14 protein-coding genes are annotated in these 14,607 nt (G+C 63.9%); 3 read left to right on the forward strand and 11 right to left on the reverse strand.

Translation table 11 applies throughout. The features are described 5' to 3' along the window. Nucleotides 1–37: 37 nt before the first annotated feature. Nucleotides 38–1,168 carry a sugar ABC transporter substrate-binding protein gene (locus tag XH98_RS02285; RefSeq protein ID WP_271617680.1) on the reverse strand — a complete coding sequence of 377 codons (1,131 nt, stop codon included), beginning with the start codon at nt 1,166–1,168 and terminating at the stop codon, nt 38–40. Nucleotides 1,169–1,622: 454 nt separating this feature from the next. On the opposite strand from XH98_RS02285, the gene XH98_RS02290 reads away from it, so the two are divergent. After that, nucleotides 1,623–2,933 (forward strand): ABC transporter substrate-binding protein, encoded by a 1,311-nt coding sequence (locus XH98_RS02290; protein ID WP_220004468.1) that lies wholly within the window; start codon nt 1,623–1,625, stop codon nt 2,931–2,933. A 477-nt stretch (nt 2,934–3,410) separates the two neighbouring features. Beyond that, nucleotides 3,411–3,590: a hypothetical protein gene (locus XH98_RS02295; RefSeq protein WP_271617681.1), complete on the forward strand. Its 180-nt coding sequence runs from the start codon at nt 3,411–3,413 to the stop codon at nt 3,588–3,590. Nucleotides 3,591–3,604: 14 nt separating this feature from the next. On the opposite strand, the gene XH98_RS02300 is transcribed toward XH98_RS02295, so the two are convergent. From XH98_RS02300 to XH98_RS02340, 9 genes are all read right to left on the reverse strand, one after another. Continuing rightward, on the reverse strand, nt 3,605–4,774 hold the full coding sequence (locus XH98_RS02300; protein ID WP_271617682.1) for a Gfo/Idh/MocA family protein: 1,170 nt from the start codon (nt 4,772–4,774) through the stop codon (nt 3,605–3,607). Nucleotides 4,775–4,818: 44 nt separating this feature from the next. After that, complete coding sequence (locus XH98_RS02305; RefSeq protein WP_057750533.1) at nt 4,819–5,133, reverse strand: septal ring lytic transglycosylase RlpA family protein; 315 nt, start codon at nt 5,131–5,133, stop codon at nt 4,819–4,821. A 102-nt stretch (nt 5,134–5,235) separates the two neighbouring features. Further along, nucleotides 5,236–6,081 (reverse strand): CmcJ/NvfI family oxidoreductase, encoded by an 846-nt coding sequence (locus XH98_RS02310; RefSeq protein ID WP_271617683.1) that lies wholly within the window; start codon nt 6,079–6,081, stop codon nt 5,236–5,238. A 334-nt stretch (nt 6,082–6,415) separates the two neighbouring features. Further along, nucleotides 6,416–7,354: an ABC transporter substrate-binding protein gene (locus tag XH98_RS02315; RefSeq protein ID WP_271617684.1), complete on the reverse strand. Its 939-nt coding sequence runs from the start codon at nt 7,352–7,354 to the stop codon at nt 6,416–6,418. Beyond that, nucleotides 7,351–8,445: an LLM class flavin-dependent oxidoreductase gene (locus tag XH98_RS02320; RefSeq protein WP_271617685.1), complete on the reverse strand. Its 1,095-nt coding sequence runs from the start codon at nt 8,443–8,445 to the stop codon at nt 7,351–7,353. The genes XH98_RS02315 and XH98_RS02320 overlap by 4 nt, the downstream gene beginning before the upstream one ends. A 21-nt stretch (nt 8,446–8,466) precedes the next feature. Further along, nucleotides 8,467–9,639: an acyl-CoA dehydrogenase family protein gene (locus tag XH98_RS02325; protein WP_271617686.1), complete on the reverse strand. Its 1,173-nt coding sequence runs from the start codon at nt 9,637–9,639 to the stop codon at nt 8,467–8,469. Continuing rightward, nucleotides 9,633–10,427, reverse strand: a complete 795-nt coding sequence (locus tag XH98_RS02330) for an ABC transporter ATP-binding protein (RefSeq protein ID WP_271617687.1) — start codon at nt 10,425–10,427, stop codon at nt 9,633–9,635. The genes XH98_RS02325 and XH98_RS02330 overlap by 7 nt, the downstream gene beginning before the upstream one ends. After that, nucleotides 10,421–11,443 (reverse strand): ABC transporter permease, encoded by a 1,023-nt coding sequence (locus tag XH98_RS02335; protein ID WP_271617688.1) that lies wholly within the window; start codon nt 11,441–11,443, stop codon nt 10,421–10,423. Before XH98_RS02335 ends, XH98_RS02330 begins: the two co-directional genes overlap by 7 nt. After that, the gene (locus tag XH98_RS02340) at nt 11,421–12,521 is read right to left on the reverse strand and encodes an ABC transporter substrate-binding protein (RefSeq protein ID WP_271617689.1); all 1,101 of its coding nucleotides are present in this window, start codon (nt 12,519–12,521) and stop codon (nt 11,421–11,423) included. Before XH98_RS02340 ends, XH98_RS02335 begins: the two co-directional genes overlap by 23 nt. A 488-nt stretch (nt 12,522–13,009) precedes the next feature. On the opposite strand from XH98_RS02340, the gene XH98_RS02345 reads away from it, so the two are divergent. After that, nucleotides 13,010–13,990 (forward strand): ABC transporter substrate-binding protein, encoded by a 981-nt coding sequence (locus XH98_RS02345; protein ID WP_271617690.1) that lies wholly within the window; start codon nt 13,010–13,012, stop codon nt 13,988–13,990. Between the two features lie 117 nt (nt 13,991–14,107). Here the strand turns inward: XH98_RS02345 and XH98_RS02350 are convergent, their stop codons facing one another. After that, nucleotides 14,108–14,515 (reverse strand): hypothetical protein, encoded by a 408-nt coding sequence (locus XH98_RS02350; RefSeq protein ID WP_271602647.1) that lies wholly within the window; start codon nt 14,513–14,515, stop codon nt 14,108–14,110. Between the last annotated feature and the right edge of the window lie 92 nt (nt 14,516–14,607).

A 14,607-nucleotide genomic window follows, 5' to 3' on the forward strand; every position in this document is an offset into this window, starting at 1 on the left:
CGAAGGCCGGGCCGCAACCGTGACGTCTCCAGCAGGCTCACTGGGTATTCTTTTCGCTCTGCGACATGATCTCCGGCGCCGTGAAGTTGACGCCGCAGGGCGTGAACTGGTTCGGCGCGAAGAAGTTTGCATTCAGCTCCGGCCAGTAGTTCTCGCCGGGCTTGAGGTCCTTGTAGGTCGCGACCGGAATCGGGATCGAGATCAGCTGCGGCATGACATTGCCCTGCAGCGCCGAGATCGCCGCCTTGGTGGCGATCGCGACCAGCGCCGGCGACTGGCCGTAGGACATGCCCTTGAGCCCGTCCTTGGCGTGATCGGCGATCTGCTTGCGGAACTCGTTCTCACCCTCGCCCGACATCGGCACGAAGGGGTGCTTGGCCGCCATCATCGCCTGCACGGTGCCGTCGGAGCCGCCTTGCGTGAACACGCCGTCGAAATGGCCGTGCACCGCGAGCGCATCCGCCGTCACCTTCTGCGAGGTGCCGGTATCCCAATTGCCGACCACTTCGGTGATCTTGAAGCTGTTGCCCGGCGCTTCCATCACCTCGCGGAAGCCGAGATGGCGGTCGCGGTCGACGGAATTGCCCGGCAGGCCGCGCACCTCGAGAATGTCGCCGCCCTTCTTGCCGCTCTCGTCCATCAGCCATTTCGCCGACATGCGGCCCATTTCCTTCTGGTCCTCGTTGACCATCATCACCTTGTCGGTGTCGAGGACGTTGTCGAAGGGCACCACGACCACGTTGTTCTTGTCGGCGAGGCGGATGATGCGGTCGAAGCCGTCAGGGGCGACCGCGATGGTGACGATGGCGTCAAAGCCCTGATTGATGAAGTCCTCCATCGCGCCGAGTTGCGCTGCAACATCGGTCCCGGTGGAGACGACCTTGAACTCCTTGATGTTCTCCTTGATGCCCGGCTGCGCGGCGAAGGCCTTGGCGGTCTTCACCATCTGGATGCGCCAGGTGTTGCCGACGAAGCCGTTGACGAGGGCGATCTTGTAGGGACCGGGCTTCTTGTCCCACTGGAAGAACTTGGTCTCCGATGACCAGGGCTTGAAACATCCGGGATCGGCGCCCGGACCGGACACGACCTTGGGCCCTGCGAGGGCGCTGACGGAGGACAGCAACAGGCCAACGCAGGCGAGCCCCGTAAAACGAAGCGTCCAAACCATATCTCTTCTCCTGAGCTTTTGTTTCCACCCATAATGCGGCGCAATGGCCAAGCCGGGAATTGGGCTTCCCGTGCAATTTACCGCGCTAGGATGCCACGCAACCTCCGAGGCGCACAAGCCGAATGCCGGTCATGGGCCCTGCCCTGCTGCAACGCGTGAAGCGATGCCATCGCATCTGCGGAAAGCGATGTCGCGTCGCGGCGAAGCTGAAAACCCACGCGCGACAGGCGGATGTTCGCCTCCGCCCCGATGCAATGCCGAGGAATGATTGCGAACCAAAGCACGGCACGGCGCAAAAAGAATGAGACTCAGGGAAAAATTCCGACGCGATCACGCTCGGGTGCATGCATCCGAATTGCCTAGTGCGACGCATGTTGACTTTCGGAATCGCCCTCCAAATACTTGCCGGAAAACATAAGACCAGTCGCAAATGACTGATCCGAGGGAGGATAGGATGCCGACTTCACGCAGGCAGCTGCTGAAGGGTACGGCGGCGGCTGCCGCCACGCTCAGCCTCGATTGGACCCGGGCCCAGGCGCAAGCCGAGACTCTGCGCATCGGCCTGATCTACGATCTCACCGGACCATTCGCCGCGGGCGGCTCGGTCGCCTCCTCGGTCGGCGCGCAGATCGCGATCGATCTCGTCAACGAGAAGGGCGGCATTGGCGGCAAGACCAGGATCGTGCCCGTCGCCGCGGATTCCCAGAGCAAGCCCGACGTGGCGATCAACGAGGCCGAGCGCCTGATCAGCCAGGAGAAGATCGACATCCTCAACGGCGTCTATGCCAGCGCGCATGCCGTGCCGCTCGCAGCCAAGGTCGAACAGCAGAAGAAGATTCTCTGGATCACGACCGCGGTGTCGACCGCCGTGTTCAAGGACAAGAACCTGCAATATGTGTTTCGCGCGCAGATCCATTCGGATCAATACGGCCAGGCCTTTGCTGGCTTCATGAGCGAGCATGCCAAGGCGAAGCTCGGCATGGAGCCGAAGGACGTCAAGATCGCGCTGATCCATGAGGACGGTCCCTATGGCGTCGGCGTCGCCGCTGCGGACGAAGCCTATGCCAAGGAAGCCGGTCTCCAGATCGTGCTGAAGGAGGGTTATTCGGCATCGGCCCCCGATCTTTCGGTGCTCGTCACCAAGATCAAGCGCGCCAAGGCCGACGTGATCTCGCATGCCGGTTACAACCCCGACATCACCCTGCTGCTGCGGCAGGCGCGCGAGAGCGGGCTGCGCTTCAAGATGCTGTTTGGCAACGGCGCCGGTTACAGCCAGCTCGACAAGTTGCGGGCGACCTTCGGCACCGACATCGACAATTTCTGCAACATCGATCCGGTGCCGGCGCAATTGCTGGATCCCTCGAAGCTGGCGCCGGGCTTGGGCGAGCTGATCAAGACCATGGTCACGCGCTACCAAGCCAAGACCAATGCAACTGATGTACCGCCGCACTGCTCGATGGGTTTTAATCAGACCTGGGTCTTGCTCAACAACGTGCTGCCGGTGGCGAAAGAGAAATACGGCAGCTTCGAGCCGGAAGCCATTCGCAAAGCCGCGCTCGACGTCGACATCCCGCCCGGCGGCACCATCCAGGGCTATGGCGTGAAATTCTTCCCGCCGGGCACGCCGCTATCAGGCCAGAACGAACGCTCCACGCCGGTGGTGATGCAGAACGCCGGCGAGCACATTTCCGTGGTGTGGCCGACCAACATCAGGACACAAGACCCGGTGTTTCCGCTGCCGAAGGGATCGACCTACGGGGCGTGAAAGAGGCGACTTGCCCTCCGCAGATCTATCGCAGATGGATGCACGATGCGACGGCATCGGCACTGGGCTCCCTCTCCCGCTTGGCAAGCGGGAGAGGCGGAGCAAGCCCGCAGGTCGTCGTCAATTCCAATGGTGATTGCCCTGCCCGGAGGGGGAGAAGCGGCGTCGACAACACGTCGGCGCCGACCGCGTGCAAGCAGGAACACTTACACCCACCGGTCATTGTTTGCGCGCTATGGTTGGATTTTGGTCCGCCCGGCAACTCGCGCTGGTTGTGAGACGAAGTCTCTTTGAAACAAAAGCCTTCTAGAGTGTGAATTGGGTTACTGGCGGCGCTCGATTTTCGTACGTACAAACCGGACAGCCAACGGCATTTCAGCTCGGTTGGCCTTTCAGGTAAACCGGCTCGCATTTTCGAAGAAGCCGTGCAGCGGGATCACATATTTCAGAGCTTGAATTGCAGCGATGGGGGTGACAATGCCCGCCATATTCGAACTGCTCTACAAGGAATTCTGCCGTGCCCGCCTTGCCGAGATGCGCAAGCAGCTTCTGCTCATCCGCAAGCATCCAGCGCAGTTTCTCCCGGATGACGCTCCTTCCGACCCTGATGGGATGGACGAGCAACACGACGCAGAATTGAAGCGCTCGAGAGAATAGTCGCTTGGCGACAGCTACAGCACCACCCGCCGCCCCTCCTCCGCGGCCCAATAGCCGGCATAGTTGACCTTGATCGTCTCGTAGGCCAGCGCGAGGTCCGACAAAGGCTGTCGTCCCGTGGCGGCGCATTCCATGAAATCCTGGATCTCCTGGAGATAGCCTCGCGTCCATTCCTCCTCAATGCACACATATTGCCAGCCGGTTTTGCGGTCGACCTTCTCGGTGATGTAGACGCTCGCGAGCTTCTCCTCGGAGGTCTGGTAGCTCATCAGATGATTGTTCGGCGTGATGTTGGCGAACAGCGATCCGCCCGACGTGTAGGTCTCGATCAAATTGCGCACGCCGCCCATGATCATGTCACCGGAGAATATCGTGGCCTTGGTGCCGTCGGAGAAGGTCGCGGTCAGCGTGCCCCAATCCTCGACGTCGACGGGCTTGGCCTTGATGTAGGTGCGTTCGTCCGGCCTGAGGACGGCGGTGACATTGCCGATATCGCCGGTGACGCTGACGACATGGATTTTCTCCGCTCGCGTGCGCGCTTCGACCTGCTTGAGATAGAGCACCGCCGAGAGCGGATGGCAGCCCATCCGGATCAGCGAGCCGCCGCCGGTCATCGCCCATTGTGCGGCATGCGCGGCGTGCGAGCCGGAATGGCTCTCCTCGCCCTTCATGAACAGGATCTTGTCTTTGGTGGCCTTGAGGATCTCGGCGGTCTTGGTCACTGCAGGCGCGTAGATCCAGTCCTCGGCATACATGAAGAGTTTTCCGGTGCGCTCGATCGCGGCGCGGGTGGCGTCCATCTCCTCGATCAGGCGCTCATACATCAGGGCCTTTGGCACGTGCCTGCCGATCGGCTGCGGGTCGCCATCGCGGCCGAAATAGCCGGCAAACGGCTTTTCGCAGATGACGTGCTTGCCGACCTGCATGCTGGCGACGATCATCTCGGCATGGAGATTGGGCGGCGTGCAGATGTCGATCACATCGAGCTCGCGGTCCGCGATCAGCTCCGCAAAGCTGCGATAGACGCGCGGGATGTTGTGGCGGCCCGCGAATGCGACGACATGATCGCCGCGCGCGGCGACCGCGGCCACCTCGACATCCACGCCATAGACGCGCCGGAATGCATACATATGCAGCTCCGACACGAAGCCGCAGCCGACGAGTCCCACCCTGATGCGAGCCATAACGCCCCCCTTGCCTCGGGCGGCACTATAGCGCGAAGGCAGAGCTATTCCACCGAGACCCGCACCACGCCTGCACTCATCATGCCGAGCGCACGGGCGGCGGGCACCGAGAGATCGACGATACGGCCGCGGATGAAAGGGCCGCGATCATTGACGCGGCACTGAATCGTCCGTCCGCTATAGGACACTTTCAGCACGCTGCCGAACGGACGCGTCCGGTGCGCGCAAGTCAGCTCGCCGCTCCTCGCGGCTTTTCCGTATCCATAGTATGAGGCAAGTCCGCTTTCGGCGTGGGCGACGGAAAATGCAGAAAGCGAGAAAATCGTCAGGCAATACAATAGCGTCGGCTGCGCTCGCACGGCACCGCTCCCGGTTCGCCCTGCCCGGCGCTGCAACGTCGTCCGGTTCCAATGGTTCCGGGAACTCCGCCGGGCCATGCCCGGCGGGTCCATCACACATTGTTACTGTTTATGAAAGACGAGGGTACGCACCTCGATGCTTTCGCGCGGCGGGGCATCCGGTGGCGTGGTCGGATCGACGAAGGCGGTGTGCGGCGCGAAGCGGGTGCGGCCGTCAGTTGCGGAATCATAGCATTTGAGCAGCAGCGCCTCGTCCGGTGTCATCTCCGGAAAATAGAACCAGCGATGATCAGGATTGTATTTCACCGAATAGGTCTCACCGCGCCGATTGGGATAGATCAGGTCCGAAGCGACGAGATCTTCTGAAGCCACCGTCGTGCCGTCGGCCATGGCGAGCGGTGAATCGCGCAAGGGACCGCGGATCGGCCGCCACAGATTGATCACCTGCACGCGGCCCTTGAGCAGCTCCTCCGCCTCGTCAGGCAGATGCTCGCGCACGCGATTGGCGCCGGAGACGACGGTCTGGTCGACATGCACGCGCGTCGCAGGCTGTCGCGGCCCGCCGTCGCGAATGTCGGGAGCACCTTCGACGCGCTTGCGGACGGTATGGTCGAAGATGAAGACACGGTCGGCCTTCAATGTCGCGCGCAGGAAAGCCTCGACGGCAGGATAGTAGACGCTGCGGATTTCCTCATCGTTGTAAAAATCCTTCACTTGATGCGGATGGCGCACCAGCGCAAAACCTTCGCGATCGAGCGAGAAATTTTCTGCGATCAGCCGCGCATCGAAGATCGGCACCAGATGCGGCTCCGGCAGCGAGGTGCTCTTCGGCTCCCCCGGGGGTGGATCGAAAGCATAGGTGCGCGGCTTGCCTGACACAGGCGCGAGGTAATTGAGTTCAGCGGTGACGAAGGGAAGCGATTCGATTTTTGTTTCTTGCAGGCCCATGGCCGGTCTCCCGATGTGGTCGTCTGATCGATCTTTGAGGAGATGGAGCGGGCCGCAAGGGAGGTGGCGCAAATAGCAATGAGGGTGTTGTTGCGGACAAGAATGCAGAAAGAATCCTTCGAGGATTGTCGCCATGCGAGAAACCTCGTCCTCATCTCACAGGCGCTTGATGACCTCGTGAGATCTCGTGCCCCGGAGGCAGTATCGTAGGGTGGGCAAAGCGGAGCGTGCCCACGCAATCTTCACGATCGAAAGAGGTGGTGGGCACGGCGCAAGTGCGCCTTTGCCCACCCTACGAAACCGGACATGCGAAGAGACTCCCCTCATCCGGCAGCTACAACCCGGCCTTCGCGATCGCGTCCGCAAAAGAGCGATCGACGATCTCGCCGGCATCGAGCTTCTGCTTGATCAGGCCCCAGCGGAAATAGAGATCGATCGTGCTCTGCTCGTCCGCAACCACGCCGTCGTCGATCGGTGCGATCCTGATTTTTGCGCGCGAGAGCCAGTTCTGCGGCACGGCGGTCGGGATGTTCATCAACCTGCCCCAGGTCGCGGCATAGCTGTCGATGTTGTTCAGCGACCACGCCCGCGCCGCGGTGAGGCGGCGGACGAAGTCGGCCAGTTCGGCCCGCTTGTCGCGGATCGCGTCCGGCCGCGCCACCTGGAAGCTGAGGCCCGGCGTCAGGCCTTCCGAGCTGATGACACGGCGCGATTTGAACAGCACCTCCTCCTGGCTGACATAAGGCTCCCAGGTCGACCACGCATCAACCGAGCCCTGCGTGTAGGCGATCTTGGCATCGGACGGCGCCAGGAACGCGATCTGCACGTCGCCAGCACTCCAGCCGTTCTTTTCGAGCGCGGCGAGGATCAGCTGATGCCCGATCGAGCCGCGGCCGGTCGCAATCTTCTTTCCGCGGAGATCGGCGAAGGTCCTGATCGGTGAGTTCTCGGGCACGAGGATCGCAAGCCCCTCGCGGGTCTGCCGGATCGCCGCAATCGCCTTCACCGGCGCACCGGAGGCGGCGGCAAAGGTGAAGGGCGCATCGCCGACGAGCCCGGTCTCGATCGCGCCGGCGCTCAGCGCTTCCAGCAGCGGCGCCGCGGCCGGAAACTCCTTCCACTCGATCTTGTAAGGCACGTCGTTGAGCAGGCCTGCGGCTTCCATCACTGCCCGCGCGTTGCCCTTCTGGTCACCGACGCGCAGCGTCGTTTGCGCGACCGCGAGATCAGCGCCCGCAAGCGCGAGCGCCACAGCAACAATGAGCCGGATCATTCCGCCGCAATCCCCCGCTGCTGGTCGCGTTCGGCGATCAGCTTGCGCGTCAGCGGGATCAGCTCACGGCCGTAGTCGATGGCATCGGGCAGCGGATCGAAGCCGCGGATCAGGAAATGGCTCACGCCGAGGTCGTAATAGTCGGCGAAGACCTCGGCGACCTGCTCCGGCGTGCCGACCAGCGCGGTCGAGTTGCTGTTGGCGCCGGTGAGTTTTGCAATTTCGGTCCACAACCGCTTGTCGATGCGCGCGCCCTGGTCTGCCAGCGCGAGCAGCCGCTTGGCGCCATCGGTGGCGTGATTGGGCCGGCGATAGCCGGTCTGGTCCTGGAGTGCGGTGGCACGCTCGAGGATCCCTTCGGCCTTCTTCCAGGCCTTCTCCTCGGTGTCGGCGAGGATCGGCCGCACCGACAGGCTGAAGCGCGGGCTCGGCCGCCCATGCTTCGCGGCCGCCGCGCGGACCCGCGCGGTGACGTCGCGCACCTGCGCATAGGATTCGCCCCACAGCGCAAAGGTGTCGGCATGCTTGCCCGAGACCTCTATCGCAGCGTCCGATCCGCCGCCGACGAAGGTGTAGATGCCGCCCTTCTGCAGCGGCTTCACCTGCGAAAAGCCGTTCTCGACGGTGTAGTACTTGCCGCTGTAGTTGAACGGCTTCTCGCTGGTCCATTCCAGCCTGACAACGTCGAGGAATTCGCTGGTGCGGGCGTAGCGCTCGTCCTTGTCGTCGAGCGTGTTGCCGTCCTGACGCAGCTCGATGGCGTTGCCACCGGTGATGACGTGCAGCGAGACGCGGCCGCCATACAGCTGGTCGAGCGTGGCGAGCTGACGCGCCAGCAATGTCGGCGCGGTGAAGCCAGGCCGCTGCGCGATCATCACTTTGAGGTTCTTGGTGATGGCCAGCACGTGCTGGGCGACCTGGAGCGAATCCGGCGTGGTCGAGTGGAACGCCAGCAGCGCGCGGTCGAAGCCGGCGAGCTCGTGCGCCTTCGCCACCGTCTCGATATAGTGCGGGTCGAGGATCGGACCCTGGCGCACGATGGTCTCGGAAGCATTGCTGTTGGCGATAAAGCCGATGAACTCGACCGACATGATGGTCTCCTTGTTGATTTTCTAAAGTCCGAGCGCGGCGCGGCCGAGGCCGGTGCGCGTGGCGTCATCCTGCGGCGTATGCACCCGGCCGCACAGGACGTCGCGATAATGCCGCTCCAGCGGATTGCTGCGGGACAGTCCGTGATTGCCGGTCAGCGAAAGTGCGTCCTCGACCACAGCGACCGCGTTGTTGGTCACCGTCAGCTTGATGACGTTGGATTCGCCGGCGGAGAGCTGGACCCCATCGTCGAAATCGCGGGCAAACGTGTCGAGCAGCCGTGCATTGACTGCGAGCCTCGCCTCGATCGCTCCGAGGATCTCCTGCGCACGGGCCAGGGTCGCGAGCGGCGCGCCGAGGCTGGCGGGGACGCGCTGTTTCAGGAACTGGACGAACCAGTCGCGCGCGGCGCGGGCGATGCCGTCATAGATCGCGGCGACGAAGACGGTATGCACGGTCGCCTGCGCGATATCGGGCGCGCGCCAGTCCGCCGGCTTGCGGACATCGATCTCCGCATCGAGCGGAATCACGACCTCGTCGAAGATGACGTCATGGCTGCCGCTGGCCCGCAGGCCATGGTGGTCCCAGGTCTCGACGATGCTTGTGCCCGGCAGGCCCGCCGGCACCAGGAACTGGCCGACCCGCGGCTCGGCTTCGTCCGTGCGGGCCCAGACCAGATACCATTTCAGGATCGGCGAGCCCGTCGAATAGATCTTGTGGCCAGAGAGGCGCCAGCCGGTTTCGGTGCGGCGCGCGATCGTCGCCGGCAATCCGCCACGCGCCGGCGAGCCGAGCTCGGGCTCGACCCGCAGGGCGTTGATCAGCGCGACGCCTTCGACGGTCTCAATTGCGAGCTTGCGCGAGAGTTTCAACGGCCAGCTCGGGCTCCGTGCCATCACCAGATGGTTGATGTAGTGCATCGACAGCACCAGTGCCGTCGACGGGCAGGCCTTGCCGATGATGCCGAGGACGCGCGCGGTGTATCTTGCGCCCGCGCCCGCCCCGCCAAAGGCGGCCGGCACCGTCAGCGAGAGCAGGCCGGCCTCGGAGAGCGCGCGAAAATTCTCGAAGGGAAAGCTGCCGGCGCGGTCATGCTCGGCCGCGCGTGCGGCAAAGGCTGGCGCCAGCACCTCCGCGCGCGCGATATAGTCGGGCTCGCTACGGGCCACCCGTCCCTGAGCGACAGACGTCACCATGTGGCATCCAATCCCAGCAGGCCGAGAATCTGGCGGCGCAGATCGGCGAGATACGGATCGCCGCGATGGCGCGGATAGGGCCGGTTCACACGGATGTCGGCCTTCACGCGCGCGGGGCGCTCGCTGAAGACGATGACGCGGCCCGCGAGCACCAGCGCCTCCTCGGCGTCATGCGTGACGAGCAGCGTCGTAAATCCCTTGCGCTGCCACAGCGACACCAGCTCGGCCTGCATGGTGATGCGGGTCAGCGAGTCGAGCTTGCCGAGCGGCTCATCCAAAATCAGGATCTTGGGATCGTTGACCAGCGCACGCGCCAGTGCCACGCGCTGCGCCATGCCGCCGGAGAGCTGGTGCGGATAGGCATTGCGGAAGGATGCAAGCCCGACCAGATCGAGCGCGTCGTCGACGCGCTGGCGCTGGCTCTTGAGAATACCCTGGGCCTCGAGGCCCAGGGCGACGTTGTCCCAGACCGAGCGCCAGGGAAACAGGGTCGGATCCTGGAACACGACGACGCGTGACGGATGCGGCGCCCTGATGCGGCTCTCGTCCTCGCGCAGGCTTCCCGCTTTGGGCTTGTCGAGGCCCGCGACCAGCCGCAGCAAGGTCGACTTGCCGCAGCCGGAGGGGCCGAGCAGCGCGACGAATTCGCCGGGCTCGACGGCGATGCTGACGTCGCTCAGCACAGGCAGCTCGGCGCCGTCGATATCGAAGGCGTGGCTGACCTGCTCGATGTCGAGAGCGGCGCCGGCGGACGGATGCGTGATCGCTTCGGCGAGAGCAGCTACCATTTCACGGTCTCCTTCTGCCAGACCAGCAGGCGATCGCGGACCGCAAACAGCAGCGTGATCGCGCCGGAGCAGAGCAGCGACATCACGATCAGCGCCGCATACATATTGGCATAAGCCGCCCAGCCCTGCGCCCATTGCAGGTACCAGCCGAGCCCCGCCTTGACGCCGATCATCTCGGCAACGACAAGCACGGCAAAGGACGCTCCGAGCCCCATGAACAGGCCGACGAAGACGTGCGGCAAGGCGGCGGGGATCGCGACCTTCAGCACCAGGAAGGACGGCTTTGCCCCGAGGGTGCGCGCAACATCGTAATAGGCCGCGCTGACGCTCGCCACGCCCGACCAGGTCAGCACCGTGACCGGAAAGCCGGTCGCCAGCGCAATCAGGAAGGTCGAGGCGCTCCAGCTCGAGGGAAAGGTGAAGAAGGCGATCGGCAGCCAGGCGGTCGCCGGCAGCGGGCCGATGAAGCGCAGCACGGGATGCACCCAATAGCCGACCGCGCGCGACCAGCCGATCGAGACGCCGGTCAGGAAGCCGACCACGGCGCCGATGACGTAGCCGCCGAGCTGGAGCTTGACCGATGCGAACACACTGTCGAGCAGCTTCGGCAGATCGTCGGTATAGACCTCGATGATCGCCTGCGGCGGCGGGAAGAACGGCAGCGGCAGCCAACCGAATTTTGCGGTGGCGACCTCCCACACCGTGAGGAATACCCCGAACGCGACGAGCCAGGGCGCGCGCTGGCGCAAGCCGCGACCCGCTGAACCCAGATAGTCGGCACCGACCGTCCCGAACAGGGCGACCGCCGCGATGATGAACGCCGCAATGCCGAGCGAATGCGTGCGCGACCAGTCGCCGACGTCCTCCCACCACAGGCTGGAGAGGCCAAAGGCGATCCAGGCGGCGCTGGCGGCAACACCGGCACCGGACTCCCTCAACCAGGCCGCAAGCCAGGGCGCGCGCGAAAGTCGCGGCGCGCCCGAGGCTAGCCCGTCAGACAGAGAATACGTCGACATAGATGCGCTCCGCGAATTTGGTCGTATCGGTGCTTTGCTTGAAGACCTGCACGCTCTTGAGATCGTCGGCATAGGCCTTCAACTCGCGCTTCAGCACCTCGCCGGTGGGGTGATGGTGATGCGTGTGGTAGCGCACCATGCCCTCGATATCGGCCAGCGTTGCGGCCTTCGGCGCATAGGGCTGGAACGACTTCGCCGCCACGGCCGGATTTTGCGAGGTGAACATCGCGGCATCGAGCAGCGCCTGCGTGATCGCACGCGCGACCTGCGGCTCCTCGCGCACCAGGCTGCCGCGCAGGCCGACGATGCAGCAGCTCTTGTCGCGATAGTCACCGTCGAGATTGGAGGCAACTTCCCTGTACTGCGTATCCTTCAGCCAGAGATAGGCGAGCGGATCGGAGGACAGGAAGGCCTGCACTTCGCCCTTCTGGACCGCGACATCGAGCAGATTGCCGGGATAGGCACGCCAGTCGACGTCCTTGTTCGGGTCGATACCGAGCTTGGCAAGCTGAATGGAAAAGAAGTTCTTGTCGGGGCCGGCGAGATCACCGACCGCGACGCTTTTGCCCTTGAGATCGGCGAGCTTGGCCACGCCGGAATCGGCGCGGCTCAGCACGCGCATGCAGCCGCCATGGGTGCCGGCCGCGATCTTGACGTCAAAGCCCTGCTCCAGCGGCTTCAGCCAACGCAGCGCCATGCCGAGGCCGGCATCGCTCTTGCCGGTGGCGATCGCCTCGAGCAGCTGGTCGGTCGAGCCAGAATAATTGACGAGCTCGACGTCGAGATTCTGCTTCTGGAAGAAGCCGTGCTCGATCGCGACCGGCAGCGGTGCAAGGCAGACCGCGCCGGCATTCCACGACAGTTTCAGCTTGCGCGGCGCGCCTGATAGCGCTGGCGCATCGGAAGCCGTCCGGCAAAGCGGGAATTCCGAGAAATCGATGCCAGATGCCGGCGCCGGTGGCACGAAGGCCTGGGCGCCCCACGCGCCAAGCGGCGCCGCGAAAGCCGCCGCCAGCCCCGCTTGAAGCAGGTGACGCCGGTCGAGCCCCGATCCAGCGCGCTTGTCGTCGTTGCCCATCAGCCCCACTCCTGAGTTGGCACGACTCCGCCGTCCGCGCAACGCATCGCGTTGCGCATGTTCCGTACGGAGCTGCGTTGAGAGAATATTTTCTCGCGAGCGCTTCCGGCGCCGCGTTGATGCGATGCGCAAATCATGCGGCGCGGGTGCCGCATCGTCAATGAAATGGAATTTCGAATGTAGCGTGCCGCGAAGTCATTCTCTCCATTGGCGCGCGCTGCAACGATGAAAGGATTTTTCGCAGATTCATCAGCTCGCGCGCACCTTCACGACTCTGCGAGAGGCGTCCCTGTCACGCAGTCCGGAGGTCAACGCGCCGCTTTTCTCGAAAGCACTCATTCGTTGAAACGTCCTTGCTCGATGCGCGCGCAATACGGTTGGCCATTTCATTGACTGAAGACCGCGCGATCATAGACTTGATCGCCTCGCTGCATCGTTCGCTCTCACGTCGTGAGCCAAAGTAACAAACAAGCAACAAGACAGATCACATGAGCCGCAACTCTTCGGACCATCCCATCACGCGCCGCCTGGCCGCCTCGCTGTTCGCCGCGGCCGTCACCCTGTCGACGGCGGCCGCATCGTTCGCGGCCGACAATGTCGTGCTGCGCGTCGGCGACCAGAAAGGCGGCAACCGCTCGCTGCTGGAGATCTCCGGCCATGCGAAGGACCTGCCTTACAGGATCGAATGGTCGGAATTTCCCGCGGCAGCTCCAATCCTGGAAGCGCTCAACGCCGGCGCGCTCGACGTCGGCTATACCGGCGATCTCTCCTTCCTGTCGGTCTACGCGGCCGGCGCGCCGATCAAGGCGATCGGCGGCACCAGGTCGGATGCGAAGACGCAGGCGATCCTGGTGCGCGAGGATTCGCCGATCAAGTCGGCCGCCGATCTCAAGGGCAAACGTCTCGCCGGCACGCGCGGCGGCTGGGGCCAGTTCCTGATCGACGCGACCTTGGAGAAGGCGCAGATCAAGCTGGAGGACGCGACCTTTGCGCCGCTCGGCCCTGTCGATGCCAAGGTCGCACTCGTCGCCGGCTCGATCGATGCCTGGGCGGTGTGGGAGCCCTACGTGTCGTTCGCGACCTTGAAGGACAAGGCTCGCGTCATCGCCGACGGCGACGGCCTGACGCCGACCATCACCTTCATCGTCGCCTCGGACAACGCCATCGCCACCAAGCGCGCAGCGGTGCAGGACCTCGTGCAGCGGCTGAACAAGGCCCGGCTGTGGTCGCTGGATCATATTGCCGAATACGCCAAGAGCACGGCCGAGCTGACGAAACTGCCCGAGGATGTGCTGCTATCGGCCTACACCGCGCAGCGCACCAGCCCGATTCCGATCGACGAGGTCGTGATCAAGGAGGTGCAGCAAGCCTCCGACCGCGCGACGCGCTACGGCATCCTGCCCAAGACGCTCGACGTCGCCAAAGCCGTCGACCGCAGCTTCACCGCCGCGGCGGCGGGGTCGAACTAACGCGGAGGCGGCGAGATGAGCAGGCTTCGCCTCAAGGCCGGCCCGCTTCATCTCGCCGCGATCGTGCTCGCGCATTTTGCCTGCATGAGCCTGATCGTGTGGCTGTCGCTCTAGCGCTCACCAATAGCGGCGGTAGTAGTGACGGTAGTACGGCCGATAGTAGCCGTAGCGATAGCCGTAATACGGACGGTAGGGGCGGTAGTAGCGAGGATAGGCCGGCCCGTAGCCGTAGCCATAATAGGCCGGCGCATAGCCATAGCCGTAAGCCGGATAGCCGTATCCCCCGCCATAATAGCCGTAGGGCGCGCCGGCGATGGCGCTGCCGATGATCGCACCTGCCGCGAAGCCGCCGAGGCCCCAGCCCCAGCCGCCACCACGCCAATGAACCTGGGTGACATCATCGCCGGCCGCGGCCTTCATGGTCGCGACATTGGTCGGCATCGGCGCCGCTGATGCCTGCCCGATTTGGCCGGCCATGACGCCTGCTGTCAACGAGCAGGCGATTGCCATCTTCCAGATACTCATCGTCTTACTCCCTGTCTGACGTTTCGTTTGAAACAGCATCGCATGCCATGATCTTGCATCCTTGCGCGAAGTCAAAGCCTCGAATTTGCGTG

The sequence above is a fragment of the Bradyrhizobium sp. CCBAU 51745 genome, from assembly GCF_028128715.1.
GTDB lineage: Bacteria > Pseudomonadota > Alphaproteobacteria > Rhizobiales > Xanthobacteraceae > Bradyrhizobium > Bradyrhizobium manausense.

Excerpts from the sequence above, each read along its gene's own strand:
- XH98_RS02315 (WP_271617684.1), bottom strand. The coding sequence starts at position 7,354 with ATGATCCGGCTCATTGTTGCTGTGGCGCTCGCGCTTGCGGGCGCTGAT.
- XH98_RS02335 (WP_271617688.1), bottom strand. The coding sequence starts at position 11,443 with ATGTCGACGTATTCTCTGTCTGACGGGCTAGCCTCGGGCGCGCCGCGA.
- XH98_RS02300 (WP_271617682.1), bottom strand. The coding sequence starts at position 4,774 with ATGGCTCGCATCAGGGTGGGACTCGTCGGCTGCGGCTTCGTGTCGGAG.
- XH98_RS02320 (WP_271617685.1), bottom strand. The coding sequence starts at position 8,445 with ATGTCGGTCGAGTTCATCGGCTTTATCGCCAACAGCAATGCTTCCGAG.
- XH98_RS02290 (WP_220004468.1), top strand. The coding sequence starts at position 1,623 with ATGCCGACTTCACGCAGGCAGCTGCTGAAGGGTACGGCGGCGGCTGCC.
- XH98_RS02340 (WP_271617689.1), bottom strand. The coding sequence starts at position 12,521 with ATGGGCAACGACGACAAGCGCGCTGGATCGGGGCTCGACCGGCGTCAC.
- XH98_RS02295 (WP_271617681.1), top strand. The coding sequence starts at position 3,411 with ATGCCCGCCATATTCGAACTGCTCTACAAGGAATTCTGCCGTGCCCGC.
- XH98_RS02330 (WP_271617687.1), bottom strand. The coding sequence starts at position 10,427 with ATGGTAGCTGCTCTCGCCGAAGCGATCACGCATCCGTCCGCCGGCGCC.
- XH98_RS02285 (WP_271617680.1), bottom strand. The coding sequence starts at position 1,168 with ATGGTTTGGACGCTTCGTTTTACGGGGCTCGCCTGCGTTGGCCTGTTG.
- XH98_RS02310 (WP_271617683.1), bottom strand. The coding sequence starts at position 6,081 with ATGGGCCTGCAAGAAACAAAAATCGAATCGCTTCCCTTCGTCACCGCT.
- XH98_RS02345 (WP_271617690.1), top strand. The coding sequence starts at position 13,010 with ATGAGCCGCAACTCTTCGGACCATCCCATCACGCGCCGCCTGGCCGCC.
- XH98_RS02350 (WP_271602647.1), bottom strand. The coding sequence starts at position 14,515 with ATGAGTATCTGGAAGATGGCAATCGCCTGCTCGTTGACAGCAGGCGTC.
- XH98_RS02325 (WP_271617686.1), bottom strand. The coding sequence starts at position 9,639 with ATGGTGACGTCTGTCGCTCAGGGACGGGTGGCCCGTAGCGAGCCCGAC.